Genomic DNA, 18,082 nt, shown 5'->3' on the forward strand with positions numbered 1-18,082 from the left:
ACTATTAAAACGATAGTTTTATTCTCATTCAATCGTACCAATAGGTTTATCAGTAATGTCGTAAAGTACCCGGTTTACTTCTGGAATTTGTAAGCAAATTTGTTCGCTCACATTCTTTAAAAATTTGTGCGGTAAATGAATGTATTGCGCACTAACTGCATCTTGCGATTTTATTGCTCGTAAGACAATTGTTTGACCATAGATGCGTTCACCATCCCGAACTCCGGTTGTTAGTGTTTCGGGAAGAATGGCAAAGTATTGGAATGCTTCAGCAGACAATCCGGTTTGTTCCATTGCTGCTCTAAAAATAAAGTCTGCTCTTCTTAAAATTGCCAATCTTGCTTCAGTGACTTCGCCAATTACTCTAACTGCTAATCCAGGACCTGGGAATGGTTGGCGGTTAATAAAATGCTTTGGTAGACCTAACGCTTCAGCAAGTTCTCTAACGTCATCTTTATATAAATCACGTAGTGGTTCAATTAAAGTAGCGTTAAAATTTTCTGGCAACCCACCAACATTATGGTGTGATTTCACCATTTTTTCACCATTTCTAGATTCTATAACATCAGGGCGAATTGTTCCTTGAACTAAGTAGGGAAAATCCACATTTAAATCTTTTGCTGCTTGGGTGAAGACATCAATAAAAGTTTTACCAATAATTTTGCGTTTTTCTTCCGGATCAACCACTCCTTTTAAGCGATCCAAAAACAACTTTTTGGCATCAACGTGTCAAACGTTTAATCCAATTTTATTTCGCAAACTATCTAATACTTCATAAACTTCGTTATGTCTTAGCAAACCATGATCTACAAAAACACAGTGTAATTGTTCGCCAATTGCTTTTTGGACTAACGTCGCAGACACCGTTGAATCAACCCCACCACTAATGGCGCAAATTACGTGTTGATCTTTGACTTCATTGCGAACTAATTGCACAACTTGCTCGATAAAATTTTTCGGATGTATATTATTTGTCATATCTGAACCTAGATTAATTTTCCTATTTTTTTATTTTTATTACTTATTAAAAAATTAAATGTGCTTTCTATTGTAAATTTGGGATTTGTTTTTTGTTAAAAAAGTTAACAAATTATCCAGATAATAATTCGCTAAATTAACTTACTTTGCTTCTTAACTAGATAAATTGCCAAAAATAATGAATTTGTTTGTAAAAAAAAGTTAAAAACAAAGATTTTAACTATTTGTAATGATTTTAATAATGGTCCTGGGAATGAGACTTGAACTCACAAGGTATTGCTACCGGTGGATTTTGAGTCCACTGCGTCTGCCATTCCGCCATCCCAGGTAAACTTGTTAGATTTTACTATATTTTCAAACGATCTTGATTTTTAAGTTTCGTGCTGTTGAATTTATATTAGTTTTTAAAACCTTAAATGATTCAGAATTATTAGCATACATTTTCAAATAAAATTGTTATCTTGAATATTAGATGTATTTAACATTTAATTTGGTTTAAATCTTAATTTAAATAGATATGGTTAAATAATTTAGGATATAATTGTTTAATCATCTTGAAAAAGATGTGTTGATTTTATTAGCAAGCAGGAGAGCAATTTGCTCATTGAAACTGCACTTAAGAACATGGAGGTGTTGCTTTATGGCTAAAAAACAAATCACAAGAATTGCCAAATTAGAACTAATGGGCGGTCAAGCCAAACCTGGTCCAGCATTAGCTTCAGTTGGAATCAATATGGGTGAGTTTACCAAACAATTTAATGATAAAACCAAGGATCGCATGGGAAAAGTTGTCCCGGTTGTGATTACTGCTTATAATGATAAGTCCTTTGATTTTGTTACTAAAACTACCCCGACAACTGTTATGCTAAAGGAGGCGGCCAAAATTGAATTGGGTGCGAAAAATTCCAAAACCGACAAAGTTGGAAAAATCTCCAAAGAAGCGGCTTTGAAAATTGCCGAGTATAAAATGCCTGATCTTAATGCGTATGATCTTGATGCGGCCCTTCGTTTAGTCGCTGGAACTGCCAAACAAATGGGTCTCGAAATTGAAGGTGTTGATCCGATCAAACCTAAAGCGGAGAAAAAGTAATTATGGCTGGCAAGAAATTAAAATTAGCCCGTTCTAAAATTGATCATAAACAAGTTTATGACTTAACGCAAGCAATTCAATTAATTAAAGACCCATCATTGACCAAATTTGATGCATCAATTGATGTTGCAGTAAAACTTAATTTAGACACTACTAAAGCTGACCAACAATTACGTGGAGCCATCTCCTTACCACACTATACTGGTAAACCAATTCGCGTACTAGCCATTACAGATAATCCCCAAGCAGCACTTGCTGCTGGTGCTGATTTTGCAGGCGATAGTGACAAAATTAACGACATTAAAGCCGGTTGAATGGATTTTGACGTCATGATTACAATGCCAAAATTCATGGTGGAATTAAGTAAGTTAGGTAAAGTATTAGGACCAAGAGGATTAATGCCTAATCCTAAAACGGGAACGGTAACCCAAGATATTCCAAGTGCTGTCAAGGAATTTAAAAAAGGGAAAAAAGAATACCGAACTGATTCGTTTGGTAACATTCACATGTCAGTTGGCAAGGTTTCTAGTCCTGTAGAGCACATTGAAGCTAACGTTAACACATTGTTAGATTTAATTAAGTCCCGCAAACCAGCAGCCGTTAAAGGCGTTTATATTCAAAATATTGCTTTGACATCAACTATGGGTCCAAGCGTTAAAGTTAAAATTGTTCTTTAATAACTTTTTTATATAACCCAAAAGTAAGTAAGGGCTTAACCTTACTTGCTTTTTATTTTGTAAAACTTTTTAAAACTTAAACCAATTAACTAAACCAAAAAAAAACTATAATTCATGGCAAAGATCACGAATTTTGTTTTTTAAATGAGCCACTCCACTTTTTGAAACCGTTGTTTGTAAAGCCAGACTCATTTTTTTGGCAATAATCGACAGTGTTAATTCATCACCAGACATGATGATTTCACAAAAAATTTTGATTTTTTTTGGTAAGGTTTGATACTTTTCATGTTTTTTTAATTTTTTAACTAAAACGATGGTTTCGCTCAAACTATTGATTGATTTTCGTAAGTTGGAAATATCAAGATTATTAAGTCTTTGGATGTTATTAGTAAAGTCGCGACCAATTCTTAAATCTTCGTATTTAAATAATGTTTCAATGGTATTCATTAATTTCAAAACATCAGCAATAGCTTCGGACCTTTTTAAGTATAAAACATACCTCCGGTTTCGTAAAATTATTTGTAACTTTTCAATGCCGAAATAAATTAAGATTTGTTGGATAAATTTTGTGTAGATTTCTGAATCTGAAACAAATTCTAGGTGGTAATTTTTCCGTGTGGGATCACTGACACTGCCGCGACTTAAAAAAGCCCCAACAATAAAGGCTTTTTTGTGATCATCATTGAATTGGTCTAATGCTAATGGCTGATCTAATTCTAGATCAGTTTCAATTTGTTGAAAATTGGCAATAAAACTAATACTAAATTCTTTACGAATTTGAATGTTTCTCGGATGATTACTTGCAATTTGTAAATTCTTTAAATCATAAAGATCTTTTAAACACTTAATTAGAAACCGGGCCAAGAAAGCAAAATGGGTTTGGATTTTTCAAAGATGGCCCTGGCCTTCATGATATTCTTGAATTAAATTGTTTAGTAAATAAGAACGTAAAAAACCTTTAATAAACGTGAGGTTGTAATCTTTGCGACACAACTCGTTTTTTACTAGTTCGCTAAATGTTTGTTTCATCGTTTACCCCAACATTTATCGAATCAATTTGAAAATCATTAACTAATACGATTAAGATGTTCTTTCACACTTAGTGCAGCAATTGTGCCATCACTAATTGCTGTTGATATTTGGCGATATTTTTTGACTACACAGTCACCAACTCCGTATAAACCCACAACCTTGGTGGAACAGTCTTGATCTGTTTGGATAAAGCCGTCTTCATTCAAGACGTTAAGGTTAACCAAAAATTTGGTTGCAGGAATCGAACCAATGTACGGAAAAACACAACTAACATTGAGGGTTTTTAAAGATGCATCCTTCACTGATTTAATGACGATAGCAGTTAAATTTGATGTGCCTTGTAACTCGTTTGGAACGTATGATAAAAAGGGTTCAATATTTTTCATTTTTTTCATTTGGCTTACAGCAAACGGATCGGCTCGAAATTCATCACGACGGTGAATTAAATAGACTTTAGCAGCAATACTTGCCAAATACATTGCTTCCTCGACAGCAGCATTACCTCCGCCAACAACCGCTACTGGTTGATTTTTAAATAAAGGTCCATCGCAAATTGCACAATAACTAATCCCTTTAGTTAAAAATTTTTGTTCGTTAGCTAAACCCATTGGCCGTTCATTGGTGCCTGTTGCTACGATTACGGTTTTGGTAATTAAGGTTTCGCCATTAATCAAATAAACTAAAAAATAATCACCCTCTTTGTCGATTCGTGAAACGGTTGAATAGGTGATGGGAACGCAAAGTTCATTTAGTTGATTAAACATTGCTACACCTAAATCTGGTCCGGAAATTTTGCTAATTCCTGGATAATTTTCAACAAATCCCGTTTTTAACATTTTGCCACCAGGAGCACTGCCTTCAACAACCCGAACCTTAATATTTGCTCGTGCTGCATAAATTGCTGCACTAATTCCACCTGGTCCAGCCCCAACAATTACTAATTCATATAAATCTTGATTGCCATCGATTCGAAACATCAATTGATCCTCCTAAGCATTTATGTACGTCATTTTACTAAATAACTAAATCTAAATTAACTGTTTCGATTTTTGCGTCTTCATTAAGCATTACTAATCTTGATAGTGCTAATAATTGGTTATCAAAGTTAAAATATGATATGTAGGTTGCCAACAGATGTTTTTGCAGTAATTTATACTTAGAAAAAACATCATTGGTATCATCGAATTGAACCGCAACTTGTTCTTGATTTACAACCGGTTGCCCATTTGCTGCAAACAGTTTATATGTTTGTAAATCCAAGTGTTCGCTTGGAAAAACCTTAACAATGCCATGGTTAATTATTGAATCAAGAACAGAAAATGGTTTTTTATCTTTATCAAAATAAGTGACCCTTAAAACTTTAGCAAAGTCTCGACTATAAAAATCAGTATTTTTAGAAATTTCTTTAAAAATATCCATATCTTTTTTTTGAAATGGACTAGCCATTAATCATTCACATTTTGATGAATTAACCGCAACGTTCCGAATTGTTCGCAGAACCCCAGTTTTATAATTGGTATTGACAAGATAACCAGGTGAGGTTATGTTATCTAAAATTTTAAAGGTACATAAATTTGTCATTACTTTACGAACTAGCGACCGAGTCACGGAAAATTTTAATGCCAACTGGTGTTCTGATGGAATGCGTTCGGATAAAGCCCATTCTCCACTTTGAATCTTCAGAATGATGTATCGATAAATTGCTGCTTTCATAAACCACTTTACTCCTATTGTATTGTCTTAGTAGTAATAAATATTTATGATTTAAAAAATAGAATAAATAAAACTAGCAATATTTATTTTGGTTAAAAATCTTGAATAATTTTAGACAAGAATAATAAAATTATAATAAAAGCAGTCGATTTATGTAATAATTAATTTTAATAACCGGGAGCCACGTTCATGCAATCAAAAAGTAATCAAATTTGGAGCGAGTTATGTAAAGAACTTCCGTACGTTCCCGCATATGCAATTTCCCATTTGCTAGATCCTAGTATTTTTCATTTTATCAATAATGTTGATCATCATGTTGAAAAATTAACTTTTTTTATTATTTATGACGCAATGAATGAAACCAAAAGATTATTAATGTTTGATAACGGTTTAGGCTATAGTCGGAAGGAAATCACTAATTTTATTAACTATGAAACTATTGGTTCTAGAGGTTGAAAACAATGAATTCGAGCCTTGCAATGGATTGGTAATAATAGCAAAATATATAACCAAAATCAAGATGCTGAAAAGGGCAACATCACGATGATCCAATCTAATCGCGAACAGTTTGAAATTTTGTCACAAACCGAATGTTCAAGCAAGGAATTTTACTCACGAACTAAGTTTCAACACGGCACGTTATTACAAATTAACGATGTAAAAAAATGAACTTTAAAGGAATTTCAAAACATTGTTTTTACCATCAATCGTATCTATCAAAAATATGTTAACTTGGATAAAATCGACTTCCACGCGATTTATCGCGTTGATAACAAGTTTTTTGACTGTAGCAGTCTTGATCCAATTGAAGTTGCATCGTACCGCAATGCACTACCGATTCAACCGGTGAAAAAACCAGAATTATTTCGATTAAATGAAACTGATTACCAATTAACAATTAATGAAAAAATCGATTTGGAAAACCGCACAATTACCATTAAGGGATATGCAGGTATTTTAAATTCTCCTAACTATGAAAAAGCAGGTATTTATTGTTATAGTAGCAATAAACTCGTTTTGGGGGCAATATCAAATTCAAATTTTAAACCAGCAAAAATTTTTGGAACTAACGAAGATGTTGAATACAGTTCTTTATATGCGGAATTGGAGTTTTCCAACCTTCCTGTAGCAATTACGGGTAATAAATTTTCTGTATCCGAAGAAAATTGGAATAAAATTACTGATTTATTAACGAAAATTATTGGCGAACAAGGTGATTTTAAAACCCCTGATAAACTAACAACGAAAATTAATACCGTTTACCAGTCAACTAATGTTTTACCACTAACTACAGTTAAACAATATAGCCAGATTAGCGAAAACATTATCGATTCATTACGGTCAACTAACGCCATTATTGACGTACAAATGGAAACCGTTAAAGAAAATAAACAAGAAGCCAATATGTACTCAATTAAGGATGAGTATGGCAAAGAGTATAAAATTCAGTTAATTCGAGCAACAAATCAGGATGCTAGCGGCTATTGAATTAAAAAGAAATATGTTGATGATCTAATTGTTGTTTATTTTAATTACGAACATCCTTTTTTTCGACCAATTATTAGTAACAAACGTTCGTACAATACCTTTTGTGAATTTGTTATTTATTATGTAATTGCTGAAGAACGAGCGATTGTTGAGGGTTGTAGTGTCGAAGAGTTAAAACTATTAATTGATAATTATTTACGTAAGGGAAACTAGAATGGAGATCTCGCAAGCCATCAAAGTTGCTATTAGTCAATTTCAGGCTTCGAACCACGAAGCTCATTTTTTTGATTATTGTAAAAAAAGCGGATTAGATGATAGTGCAATCAAAAAAATCATGACGAAAGCGGCTGATGTCATTAGCACCTTAGGTGATCGTCCCAGCGGCTTGAAAGGGCTTTTAGTTGGTAAGGTTCAATCTGGGAAAACTAGTACATTTTCGGCTTGTATTTCTCGGGCTTTTAGCAAAAATTACGATATTGCCATTGTATTATCGGGTCGCGACAATGTTTTAAATAAACAAACTTTTGAACGACTTAAGGCCACTTTTACCAAAAATGATTTTTCCACAGGAATTAATGTTTACCAGGTTAAAGAAGTAATTGCTAGTCAAGACAATAAGACTTTTGTTGATGAATTAAATAAAGCAATTATTAATAAGCACAAAACGATTTTTGTTAGTTTAAAAAACCAACAAATTGAAAAATTGACTGAATTATTATGTATTCCCATCTTTAAAAACGTTAAATTTTTAATTGTGGATGACGAAGGTGATTTAGCATCATTTAATACTGCTGAGCATAAATCAAGCGAATCAGCAACCTATCGCATGCTTAATGAAATGCTGAAAAAAATGAATCAAAATTTTAGTTTTTTATCGGTTACAGCCACGCCACAAGCACACATTTTATTAGCCCAAACTGATTTTATTAAACCCGATTTTATTTTTACCATCGAACCTGGGGCTGCTTATATGGGTTTAAAAGATTTTTTTGGTCGTGATTATTTAAACTATATTATCAAAGTGGCTAATGAAGAAAAGCAAGCGATTGAAAATGAACGTGAACAAACACCTGAATCGTTTAAAACCGCGATTTTATATTACTTAGTTTCAGCAGCAATCTTTCACCTTGAAAATCAAAAAATTCAAAAAACGGCGATGTTAGTCCACACCGCGAAAGAGATTTTGCAACACAACATGATTGCCGATAAAATTAATTCTTATAAAAAAACCTTAGAGCGTTTTTTAAAAATTCCAGATTCGGGTGAAGGTGAAAAATTAATTACCCAAATCAAAAGGATTTATGGACAATACCGGACCCAAATCCCCTGGCATGACCGTTTTATTGATTTAATGCTTTGTCATTTAAACTTCCTTTCTGTTAATGTTGTTAATTCCGAAATTGATGATCCGTTATACAAAGATGCACCTAATAACATTGTTGTGGGTTCATCAATGATTGAACGCGGTGTCACTTTTGATAATTTATTGACAACCTATATTACGAATCGGGCTGAAGATGCCATTGCGATTGATACAGCATTACAACGCGGCCGTTGGTTTGGATATCGCCGCAAGTACGAACACTTAATGCGCATTTTTATTCTAGAGCACTTATTAACTAATTTTAAAGAACAGATTTTAGAGCATGATAATTACTTGTGAGACATCTTGACCAATGCTGAACAAAAACGTTTACCATTTACTCAGATTGAAAAGAAATTATTAATTTCAAGCGATGATCTAGTCGCCACGCATAAAGTTAAACAAAGTCGGATTAGTTTTGATCGGTATTTAGTAAACAATAATTTGAATCGTTCTGCTGAATTACGTAAATATTGTGACCAAATTTTTCAAAAGGTTGTTGAAGATAACCAACTTGTTCACTGCCAAGTTGGTGATGGCAATACTTTTCGCATGCTTAAAGAAGGTAGCATCAATAAAATGAAGGCCATCTTTGATTTGCCAGATCGTTACCAATTTTTTGCTAGTGCCATTGGGATTGACCCCAATAATTGAAGTCTTTTTGAAGATGAAGTTTTAAGTTTATTTGAAAATAAAATTACAATTGCCATTATGGATAATAATTTAGCAATTTCTAAAATTCGCAAGCGCATGATTCATGAGGACGGAACTGTGGAATTATTCCAACCAAAAAATGTTAGTGGCAATAAATATGTTGGCGATAAAGATTGGCATAAAGTTCATGAATTTACAGATAGCATGATTATTCAAATTCATAATATTTATGTCGAAGCAACCCACCGTTTGCAAAAGTTTATTGCAATCGTTTTACCGAAAAAAATTCATACGAATTTTGTAATGACTAAAGAAGGTAAAAAAAATAATACTTAACTTTTTTTAAAGGTTTGAATAACCAAAATAATTAAAGGAATAAAAAGCGATAATCAGGTAATAATCGCTGCAACTGCGAAAAAAGCTTTTGAAGAAAATGGTTTTAATTTTGCAGGTAGATTTTTTACTTCTTGACTATCACGATTTTTAATTTTTGGTTCACTTGCTTCTTTTTGTTTGTAAAAATTATTTAATGGTGGTTTTTGATAACGGTTATTTTTCAATTCGGCCATTTCTTTGTTAAAACGCGAATTAAGTTGGTTAGCAAAAACCGGATCGTTATCGTTGATTTGGTCAATATTACTTAAAATTTGTGACATATCAACAGAAGGTTTTTCTGGTTCAGGAATTATTGGGAATAAATCTTTTTTATTAGTTATGTGCTGTGTTTTTTGTTTTGTATGAACTGAATCGTGTATTTGTGAAAGGATTGTTTGGGAATCATCAACAACAAGAACCGTTTTTTTAGGTTCTTTTTCATGGTTAATTTTTGACAAATCATTGGTCAGTGCTTCAAAAACATCAATTTCTTCGTCATCTTCACTTTTATCTGCTTTTGAATCAATGTCTAATAATTCGGTTAGCGATCCTGATAGGTTTTGATCGTAACGGTTACTTTTAGTTCGAATTGAATTTTCAACATCTAATGGCTCGGTTGCTACGTTTTCTAATTCGCTAGAATTAATCGATTGGGTTGTTCATTTTTGCGAAGCAATGTGTAAACTTTTTGAAACATTTTGGTCAGGTTTAGTGGGGCTATGATTTTTACTAAGATATTGATCGTAGACTGTTTGAGCAACTTGGTCCGATAATGAATCGTAATATAGAGAGGTGGGACTGGTGGTTTTTTCAAACGGTTTTAAATTATTTTTTTTCGCATCAACAAAACTCGTTTTTTGGACAGCAACAGTTTCCTTTGTTTTTTTATTTGGATTTTCAGCCACCAGATCAACCCAATCAAAATTATCTAAAGGTGGTGTTGGTTGTAAACGATTATTAGACACTTGGCTTTCCATTTGTGCCTTTTTTCTTAAATATGCAGTTCTTGGACCAAGTGGTTTAGTTTTTTTAGCAAAATCGTTTGTGTTGGCCATGGTTATTTTTCCTAATTGAAAATCAAATGCTATTTATGAATTATATTATGTTAAACAAATCATCATTTACTAATTAAATTAAATTAATGATAATTTTTATCTTTTGTTTATGAAATTTAATTAATTTAAAAAAAGTTTTTCAACATTTTTAATCTTCTTTGAATCGCTAATAAAATGGTAATTATTGCCAAAATAATCGCTGAAATTGAAAGCCCTAAATTTAACTGGGTACGCAATAATGATACTAAATTGGTAATGGCGGTCACTAAGCCAACTAAACTTAAAAAGATTTGAATTGCAATCACAGCTAAAACCTTTTTTTCAGATCATGAATTAGGAACCATTAATAAGAAGATGGCAAGAATGATAAAAATTCAGGGAATGTATAGATTAGGGTTCATTTGTTAGTGTTTTTTGCTCGTGATAATGGTGCGATCGGTTTAAAACAAACGGTATTTTTGATCGTTGGTTTGCGAATACTTCAATTCTTTTTTCTCTAATAATAATGATGCGAATTTGAAATTTATTAACCGTTTGATCAGCTTCAATTGCTTTTTGAATTTCATAAGACAATAAATCTAATTGTTCATCTTTAATTAAATCTGGTTTCACCATGATTCTTACAATTCGACCTGATTGTAACGCGTATGCTTCATTGACACCATCTATTTTTTTGCAAATTTCTTCAAGTTTTTGCACCCGTTTGATATATTCACTAAATGAATCAATTCGAGCTCCCGGACGGGCGGCAGATAAGGTGTCAACAACCTTAACTAATGCTCCATAAATTGTCGTGGGCTCGACTTTATGGTGGTGTGATTCAATGGCATTAATGATGTATTTCGGCAATTGGTGTTGTTTGGCAATTTGTACTCCCGACTCGACATGATCATAATCTTCTTCAAAATCCACTGATTTGCCAATATCATGGAAGAAGGCTGCAAGTTTAGCTTTTTCTGGATCAATTTTGATTTGAAGGGCAATATGAGTAGCTAAAGCAGCACATTCTAAACAGTGTTGTAAGACATTTTGACCATAACTGTGACGGAACCGCAGCCGACCTACAATTGGATAAATTTCTTTAGGAAGGTTAAATATTTTTAATTTATCTTCTAATGCTTCCTTACCGTATTGGTAAATCTTTTTTTCAAAATTTTCTTTTTCGATTAAATATAAAGTTTCAATTTTAATTGGTTCAATATTTTTCGACTGAATTAAAACGTTTAGTAAATTAACAGCAATTTCACGCCGAATCGGATTGGCGCAAGATAAACTAATTTCTGCTTGTTTTTCAATAATCATATCAACACCAGTAAGGGCTTCGAACAAGCGTTTATTGCGACCTTGTTTTCCAATAATTCTTCCCTTTCACGCATCATTTTCTAAAGCAATGGTGGCGGTTGAACGCTGCGAAACAATTTCTTCGGCCATATTTTCCATAGCAGAAACCAGAATTTTTTGGGTTTCAATCTCCAGATTTTCCATTAATTTTGCTTTTTCATCATGATAAAAACGGTTTAAAGTGCCTCGCATATCTTGATAAACATTTTCAATTAGAAGACTTTTAGCATCTTCAACCGAAAGTTGGGCAATCTTACTTAACTTGATGTTTTCTAATTCAAGCGTTTTTTTCAAATCAGAAACTTGTGTTTCGTATGTTTTTTTGCAATGTGCTAATTCGATTTCACGTTGCTTGGTTTTTTCGATTTGGTTATGTAAATTATTTTTTAGTTCTTTAACTGCATCCAAATCTTCAGTCAATGAGGTCTGATTATTAAAAGATTGGGTTGGCAAAGATTGGGTTAGTAAAGGTTTTGACTCTAATGAAGCAGTTGTTTTTTTTTCAAAAACCGCGAAATCATTTGCTTGTTTTTTTATATTTCTTTTTTTATTAATCTTTTTTAATTTAGGAATAATTAAAAGCGCAATAACAATCGTAAGAGTTATTATGACTAAAGCAACAAGAATTATCAAAATTATCAAGAACGTTGCGTTCTTATTTAGAAAATCTGTCATAAAAATATTGTTTATCTTTTTAATAAGCCAAAAAAACAAAACAATATAACACATATATAATACTAAAAAAACTAAAAAATGCTTCTTAATTTTTAAGGAATGTGAACTAGCTAAATAGGAAAGATTTACAAAGATAATATTTTTATCTTAATAAATTTGGTTTATTTGCAATATTTCTTTTATAATGAAATTGTTTTTTAAATTTTATTAAAAGCAAAAATGGGAAAGTAAAAATTAAAACGCATTATTTGATTACATCATTTTTCGTTTAACTAAAAAATTTTTAATTAGTTAAAAGGATTTGTTTTAATGACAACAAGAAATGTATTTGCCATTATTTTAGCTGCCGGAAATTCAACTAGAATGGTTGGCTTTAACCAACCAAAACAATTTTTATTACTAGACGAATATTGTGTTTTGCACCACACCTTAAAACCATTTTTTCAATGCAAGCAAGTTAGCCACCTGCTAATTGTTACCAAACCGATTTGGTTTGAACAAACCAAAAAAATATGTAAATTATTAAACCAACATTGCGTTCGAACACCAGAGGATTTAAAAATATCTCTAGTTAACGGAGGTCACGATCGAAATGATTCAATTGTTAGTGCCTTAGTATCCATCCAAACAATGCATGAAAAGTGTAATCAAGACATTATTTTAACTCACGATGCCGCCCGTCCTTTTGTTTCGGTTGATTTAATAGAACAATGCATTCAAGCGACTAAAAAATACGGAGCATGCAGCGTTATTTCACCTGCTGTTGATACAGTGGCTTTAGCAAATAATAATTTTTTTGAACAAACCTTACCTAGAGATAAAACTTATTTAGTACAAACCCCACAATGCTTTATTTTTCAACATGGGATTAAAATGTACGATATTACTAAAACTAATTCGTGACCTAAATCAACTGATGTTAGTTCATTATTATTGCTAAAAAATTTTAAAGTAGCAGTCGTTCATGGTTATCGAGAAAACATTAAGATTACTACTAATACTGATTATGAATTAGCGAAATTAATTTTGGAAAACCGTCGGAAGCAGCGGATTGAACAGAATTAATTAATAATAAAACTCATTCCTACCGGAGCATGGTCGCTTACTTTATTTCGCAACCAATCATAATCGGTTTTACTTTTATCTGTTTTGGGACGGGTCACAATTTTTTTATTTACTGATTTTTGAAAATCGAAAATAAAACCTTGTGAATCAGGATGGATTGCGTGCATGTCTTTAGCTTTTTCAGGTGCAACTAACTTAAAATTACTTGAAAACTTGTAAATAATTTTGTCATAAGGATTCACGTATTGACCGAATTTACTCGATAGTGATGATTTATATGAATCAGAATCTTCAAAGGCAAATTTAAATCCATTTGCCGCAATTTCTTGTTCATTGAAAACTTTGGCCTGGTTTTTGGTATGAATGTTTGTATCAGCCATAAAAAATAAATTATCTGTATCTAACTTGTTTTGCATTTCTTTGATCATGGGTACAAATGATTTGGCATCATGGACTTCATAAGTCCCTTGTTTGCTAGCATCACTTTTCTGTTCTTGTGTTTCTCTTAAAGGACTATATTTAGAAACTCCAGGACTATCAAAGTGATCAAAAACAACCCCAAAAGTTATTGCTGGATTTAATTTATAACTAAAGGAAGCACCATACGGTGGACGAACGTAATACAAGTTGTCTTCTTTTGTTTTTGGATTTGAATAAATAAAAGTTTTTTTAAGTTCAAATAAGTTCGTTTTATACAAAATTAGGGTTTGTTCAATTTGGGCTGGTAATGTATTTTTTGAAGGATTCAGGTTACCGCTTAATGAGTAAGACCATGAATTGTTACTACCATTGTTTAATTTGTTAAGAAAATATTTAAACTGTTTGGTTTGTTCATTGATATCTTTATTGATTTCAACCAAGCCAATTAGATCATAATTAATATACTTGATGATATTGACAATTGCGTCTGTTTTGCCATCTTCGATTTGTGTTGTTTTTTTATTTAACATGAAATTTAGTGTATTTCAGCCGCCGATCGTAATTCTATCTTTAGGATTGTGAGTTTGAGTGTTATTTTGCTTGCTGTTATTAATTTGAGTTTTTTGGAAAAATCTGGTAACAACAAAATATGCTCCAGTTGCTGCGGCAATTAAAAATAATGTAAGTCAAATAAAAATAATTGTTTTGAATGTGCGGGGTTTACGTTGTTTCATAGCGACTCACTAAATGATTTAATTTTATAAATACAAAACGGTATTTAGAATTAACAACATCGTTTAAATACCACCTTGTTATAAAAGTAAATTATAAATTTTTAAAAACTGTGACAACCAATTTAATTATGCTAATTTTTTTTAGTTACCACCAATAAATTATTTGCTTAGTGTACGAAAATCATTGTTCTTATCATTGTTCTTATTTGTAATTAAAAACTCAAATATAAGATTTTTTTTACATTTTTATGAAAAATAGACTGTTTTTATAAGCTATTTGTGTCATTAAAAAACATTCGTTTTTATTAATTTAAATTTAAATTAATGCTTTTTCAGTATTTCGTTTTAATGGATCTTTGATTAAAAAGAAGTATAATACTCTCTACCACTATTTCAGTATTTAAGGAGACATGCACCATATTTAAATTAAAGAAAAAGGCTTTATTTATTGGATTTGCTCTTGCAGTTCCATTGATTAGCGGAATTGCATCAGCTTGTAGTACTGCTAGAAATGTAAATCAAGGTAATCAGGGTACTACTGAGCCACTACCAGGCGGCTCTGACAATCAACCTAGTCCCGGACAAAACAATAAAGAAACTGAATCACAAGGAAATAATAATCAAACTAAACCCGAACAAAATAATCAGCAGGATGAATCAAAAAGAAACAATAACCAAACTCAGCCCGAAAAAAACAATAAGCAGAGCGAGGAAGAAATAAAAAAAGAAAAAGAAACAGTTGTTGACACTTTTAATAAAATCCCTGCAACTGCAACAACTAAAAAAAATAATGAAAACATCCTACCTTCAACTCTTGTTAATAGTCTTGTTGATTTAGGTAAAGTTAATGAGCAACTTGATGAAAAAAATAAAATTCCAGATGCACCGAATGGATTTGAATATCTATTTTCGGCAGAAGGAAATGATGATAATGGAATTTTAAAGATCAAGATTGGATTACGAAAAAAAGGTGGCACAAACTTTTTTGATTTAGATGGCAATCGTTCCACTACACAAGTAAATAAAGAGGTTTCTGTAAGTGGCTATCAAAATAACAAAGAGGCGGCTGCGTCCTTTTACAAAAAGATAACTCAAACCAATTTAACAACAAAAAATCCATCAGAAAGTATTGATGATGTGGCCGCAAAATTTTTGGAAAAAACTAAATCCTCAACCATTTCTGAACAGATCCAATTTATTAATGAGCAAATCAAGGAAGAAAATAAAAAAATCCCATCCAATTTAGCCGCTCCAGATACTTTTGACTTAAAAATTTCTGCTCAAAAAAATGCATCTCAGGGTAGATTAACTTTTAAATTTAGTTTAATTAAGAAAGAAAAAATTTATAATGTAGATGGATCATCTCGAAATCTGGATCCGCTTTTTGAAAAAACTGGCAAAACATACATGTTAGGAAAAGATGTTGATGTTTTGGGATATACTAAAACTAACAGTTCGTTAAAAGTTACCCCTAGCACCAGCAAAACCAAGCGATAGAATCGTATTCCAAATACACAATTTTAATTAATAATGTTGCCCCAATGTATTATCAAACAAGAATATAATTTGTTTTGGTTAGATTAGATACTTTGAAAAGCAGGTTCCTTTTTTCAAGTTTTTTAAAATAAAATAAATTAATAACTAACTTTTATATTTTTTCTTTTACATACATGAATATTAGTTTTATGTTTCCATAAAATAATGGATAATCAGCAATTAAGTTGGTTATCCATTTTTATTACTTTTTTGTTATGCTTGACACACAACATTTAAAAATTACTAATTCTTGTTTTCTTTGATTAAACAGAATTATTGCCTGCCTTCCATTTCTTGATAGTCGTATTTGAACTTTCGTACTGTTCTTTTTTGCGTGCTTTATATATTCCTCATTTTTTTGAAAATACTTTTTATTTTCTTTTTTAAATTGTCTCAAATTTAATAACTTTTATTTTTATCAAAAACATAGCAATAAACGCCTTTTTTAGATTTAGTATATTTTCGTTATTGTTAACGTTATTCGCATGTTGAAAAAAGGATTATATTTTTCTAATTTAGCGAATTCGTGTTTTTTAATTGTTTCGCTTTCATGCATTTTTGATTAAAAAGAAGTATAATTTCTGCCATTATCCATTTAAGAGAGATGTAATATGCTTAAACTAAAGAAAAGAATTTTGTTATTGGATTTGTTCTAGCAATCCCATTGATTGGCGGGATTGCGTCAGCTTGCAGCACAGCTCGAAATGTAAGCCCAGGCAATCAAGGCAGCACTGAAACAGTACCTAGCGGCTCAAATAATAATCAAAATAAACCTGAAACAAACAACAAGCAAAGCGAATCAGAAGGAAGTAATAATCAAAATAAACCTGAACAAAACAACAAGCAAAGCGAATCAGAAGGAAGCAATAATCAAACCAAACCCGAAGCAAATAACAAGCAAAACGAATCAGAAGGGAACAATAATCAAACCAATCCTGAAGAAAATAATAAGCAAGTTGACCCTGAAGGCGATAAACAAACTAAACCTGATGGAAACAATAATGAAGTTCAACCGAAAGAAACTAACAAACAATCTGAGGCAGAAATAAAGAAAGAAAAAGAAACAGTTATTGGTATTTTTAATAAAATACCTGTAACTGCGATAACTACTCAGAAGAACAAAAACGTATTACCTTCTGATGTAACTGACAATATTGGTAATTTGAATAAAGCAAATGAACAACTGAAAAATAAAATTCCAGATGTACCAAATGAATTTGAGTATCTAATTTCTGCAGAAGGAAATGATGATAAAGGAATTTTAAACATTAAAATTGGATTACGAAAAAAAGATAGTGCAGACTTTTTTGATTTACAAGGTAATCGTTCAACAACACAAGTAAATAAAGTGGTTCTTGTGAGCGGCTATCAAAATAACAAACAGGCGGCTTTATCTTTTTACAAAAAGATAACTGATAATAGTAGTGCAAAAACAGTTAATACTAACAAAAATGCGATGGAAATTGGCGAAAAATTTAGAGAAATAAAACACAAATCTTCATTATCGATTTCTGAACAAATTAAATTTATCAATGATCAAATTAAAGAAAATAAACAAAAACTGCCATCTAGCCTAACTGTTCCAAAAGGTTTTGTTTTAAAAATTTCTGCTAGTCCAAATGTTACTAAAGGTAAAGTAGTTTTCAAGTTTAGTTTACTTAAAAATGAAAAAATTTACGATAAAGACGGATCGTCTCGAGAACTTGAGGCAGTTTTTGAAAAACCAGGGGTAAGTTATATGTCTGGGAAAGATTTTGATATTGTAGGATATACTACAACTGAATCAGCGGGTCCTACAAAAACCAAACCAAGACGATAGAATACATCAAAATATTTAATCTGAAATAATAATTCTGGTATTGTGTGCACAAGATTAGATATTTTTT

At 31.6% G+C, this 18,082-nt stretch carries 15 protein-coding genes and 1 tRNA gene; 7 read left to right on the top strand and 9 right to left on the bottom strand.

What is annotated here, in order from left to right; all coding sequences use genetic code 4:
* Nucleotides 1-18 precede the first annotated feature (18 nt).
* Together guaA and ABDB96_RS01715 are read right to left on the bottom strand one after the other, a co-directional pair.
* The gene (guaA, locus tag ABDB96_RS01710; protein WP_343251795.1) at nt 19-978 is read right to left on the bottom strand and encodes a glutamine-hydrolyzing GMP synthase; all 960 of its coding nucleotides are present in this window, start codon (nt 976-978) and stop codon (nt 19-21) included.
* Between the two features lie 242 nt (nt 979-1,220).
* Nucleotides 1,221-1,306 (bottom strand) — tRNA-Leu (locus ABDB96_RS01715).
* A gap of 312 nt (nt 1,307-1,618) precedes the next feature.
* Here ABDB96_RS01715 and rplK point away from each other — a divergent pair.
* The gene (gene rplK, locus ABDB96_RS01720; protein ID WP_343251796.1) at nt 1,619-2,068 is read left to right on the top strand and encodes a 50S ribosomal protein L11; all 450 of its coding nucleotides are present in this window, start codon (nt 1,619-1,621) and stop codon (nt 2,066-2,068) included.
* Nucleotides 2,069-2,070: 2 nt separating this feature from the next.
* Nucleotides 2,071-2,745, top strand: coding sequence for a 50S ribosomal protein L1 (rplA, locus tag ABDB96_RS01725; protein ID WP_343251797.1), 675 nt, complete (start codon nt 2,071-2,073; stop codon nt 2,743-2,745).
* A 105-nt stretch (nt 2,746-2,850) separates the two neighbouring features.
* Here the strand turns inward: rplA and whiA are convergent, their stop codons facing one another.
* From whiA to ABDB96_RS01740, 3 genes are read right to left on the bottom strand one after another with little or no spacing between them, the layout of a single operon-like run.
* Nucleotides 2,851-3,774: a DNA-binding protein WhiA gene (gene whiA, locus ABDB96_RS01730; protein ID WP_343251798.1), complete on the bottom strand. Its 924-nt coding sequence runs from the start codon at nt 3,772-3,774 to the stop codon at nt 2,851-2,853.
* A 38-nt stretch (nt 3,775-3,812) separates the two neighbouring features.
* Nucleotides 3,813-4,754, bottom strand: a complete 942-nt coding sequence (trxB, locus tag ABDB96_RS01735) for a thioredoxin-disulfide reductase (protein ID WP_343251799.1) — start codon at nt 4,752-4,754, stop codon at nt 3,813-3,815.
* Between the two features lie 37 nt (nt 4,755-4,791).
* Complete coding sequence (locus ABDB96_RS01740; protein WP_343251800.1) at nt 4,792-5,490, bottom strand: GntR family transcriptional regulator; 699 nt, start codon at nt 5,488-5,490, stop codon at nt 4,792-4,794.
* A gap of 189 nt (nt 5,491-5,679) precedes the next feature.
* Here ABDB96_RS01740 and ABDB96_RS01745 point away from each other — a divergent pair, with 189 nt between their 5' ends.
* Both ABDB96_RS01745 and ABDB96_RS01750 read left to right on the top strand, forming a co-directional pair.
* Entirely contained in the window at nt 5,680-7,191 is a 1,512-nt protein-coding gene (locus ABDB96_RS01745; RefSeq protein ID WP_343251801.1) for a hypothetical protein, read from the top strand.
* A gap of 1 nt (nt 7,192) precedes the next feature.
* Nucleotides 7,193-9,331, top strand: coding sequence for a Z1 domain-containing protein (locus tag ABDB96_RS01750; RefSeq protein ID WP_343251802.1), 2,139 nt, complete (start codon nt 7,193-7,195; stop codon nt 9,329-9,331).
* On the opposite strand, the gene ABDB96_RS01755 is transcribed toward ABDB96_RS01750, so the two are convergent.
* The 3 genes from ABDB96_RS01755 to ABDB96_RS01765 form a co-directional block, all read right to left on the bottom strand.
* The gene (locus ABDB96_RS01755) at nt 9,328-10,425 is read right to left on the bottom strand and encodes a hypothetical protein (RefSeq protein ID WP_343251803.1); all 1,098 of its coding nucleotides are present in this window, start codon (nt 10,423-10,425) and stop codon (nt 9,328-9,330) included. The two genes, ABDB96_RS01750 and ABDB96_RS01755, sit on opposite strands and share 4 nt — an antisense overlap.
* A gap of 125 nt (nt 10,426-10,550) precedes the next feature.
* Nucleotides 10,551-10,826, bottom strand: a complete 276-nt coding sequence (locus ABDB96_RS01760) for a hypothetical protein (RefSeq protein ID WP_343251804.1) — start codon at nt 10,824-10,826, stop codon at nt 10,551-10,553.
* Nucleotides 10,816-12,441, bottom strand: coding sequence for an HDIG domain-containing metalloprotein (locus ABDB96_RS01765; protein WP_343251805.1), 1,626 nt, complete (start codon nt 12,439-12,441; stop codon nt 10,816-10,818). The genes ABDB96_RS01760 and ABDB96_RS01765 overlap by 11 nt, the downstream gene beginning before the upstream one ends.
* Before the next feature lie 309 nt (nt 12,442-12,750).
* Here ABDB96_RS01765 and ABDB96_RS01770 point away from each other — a divergent pair, with 309 nt between their 5' ends.
* The gene (locus tag ABDB96_RS01770) at nt 12,751-13,506 is read left to right on the top strand and encodes an IspD/TarI family cytidylyltransferase (RefSeq protein WP_343251806.1); all 756 of its coding nucleotides are present in this window, start codon (nt 12,751-12,753) and stop codon (nt 13,504-13,506) included.
* On the opposite strand, the gene ABDB96_RS01775 is transcribed toward ABDB96_RS01770, so the two are convergent.
* Nucleotides 13,503-14,660: an MnuA family membrane nuclease gene (locus tag ABDB96_RS01775; RefSeq protein ID WP_343251807.1), complete on the bottom strand. Its 1,158-nt coding sequence runs from the start codon at nt 14,658-14,660 to the stop codon at nt 13,503-13,505. The two genes, ABDB96_RS01770 and ABDB96_RS01775, sit on opposite strands and share 4 nt — an antisense overlap.
* A 471-nt stretch (nt 14,661-15,131) precedes the next feature.
* On the opposite strand from ABDB96_RS01775, the gene ABDB96_RS01780 reads away from it, so the two are divergent.
* The gene (locus ABDB96_RS01780) at nt 15,132-16,157 is read left to right on the top strand and encodes a lipoprotein 17-related variable surface protein (protein WP_343251808.1); all 1,026 of its coding nucleotides are present in this window, start codon (nt 15,132-15,134) and stop codon (nt 16,155-16,157) included.
* A gap of 703 nt (nt 16,158-16,860) precedes the next feature.
* Nucleotides 16,861-18,015, top strand: a complete 1,155-nt coding sequence (locus ABDB96_RS01785) for a lipoprotein 17-related variable surface protein (RefSeq protein ID WP_343251809.1) — start codon at nt 16,861-16,863, stop codon at nt 18,013-18,015.
* Nucleotides 18,016-18,082 lie beyond the last annotated feature (67 nt).

It is taken from the genome of Mycoplasma amphoriforme A39 (assembly GCA_000723365.1).
Classification (GTDB): Bacteria; Bacillota_I; Bacilli_A; order Mycoplasmatales; family Mycoplasmoidaceae; genus Mycoplasmoides; species Mycoplasmoides amphoriforme.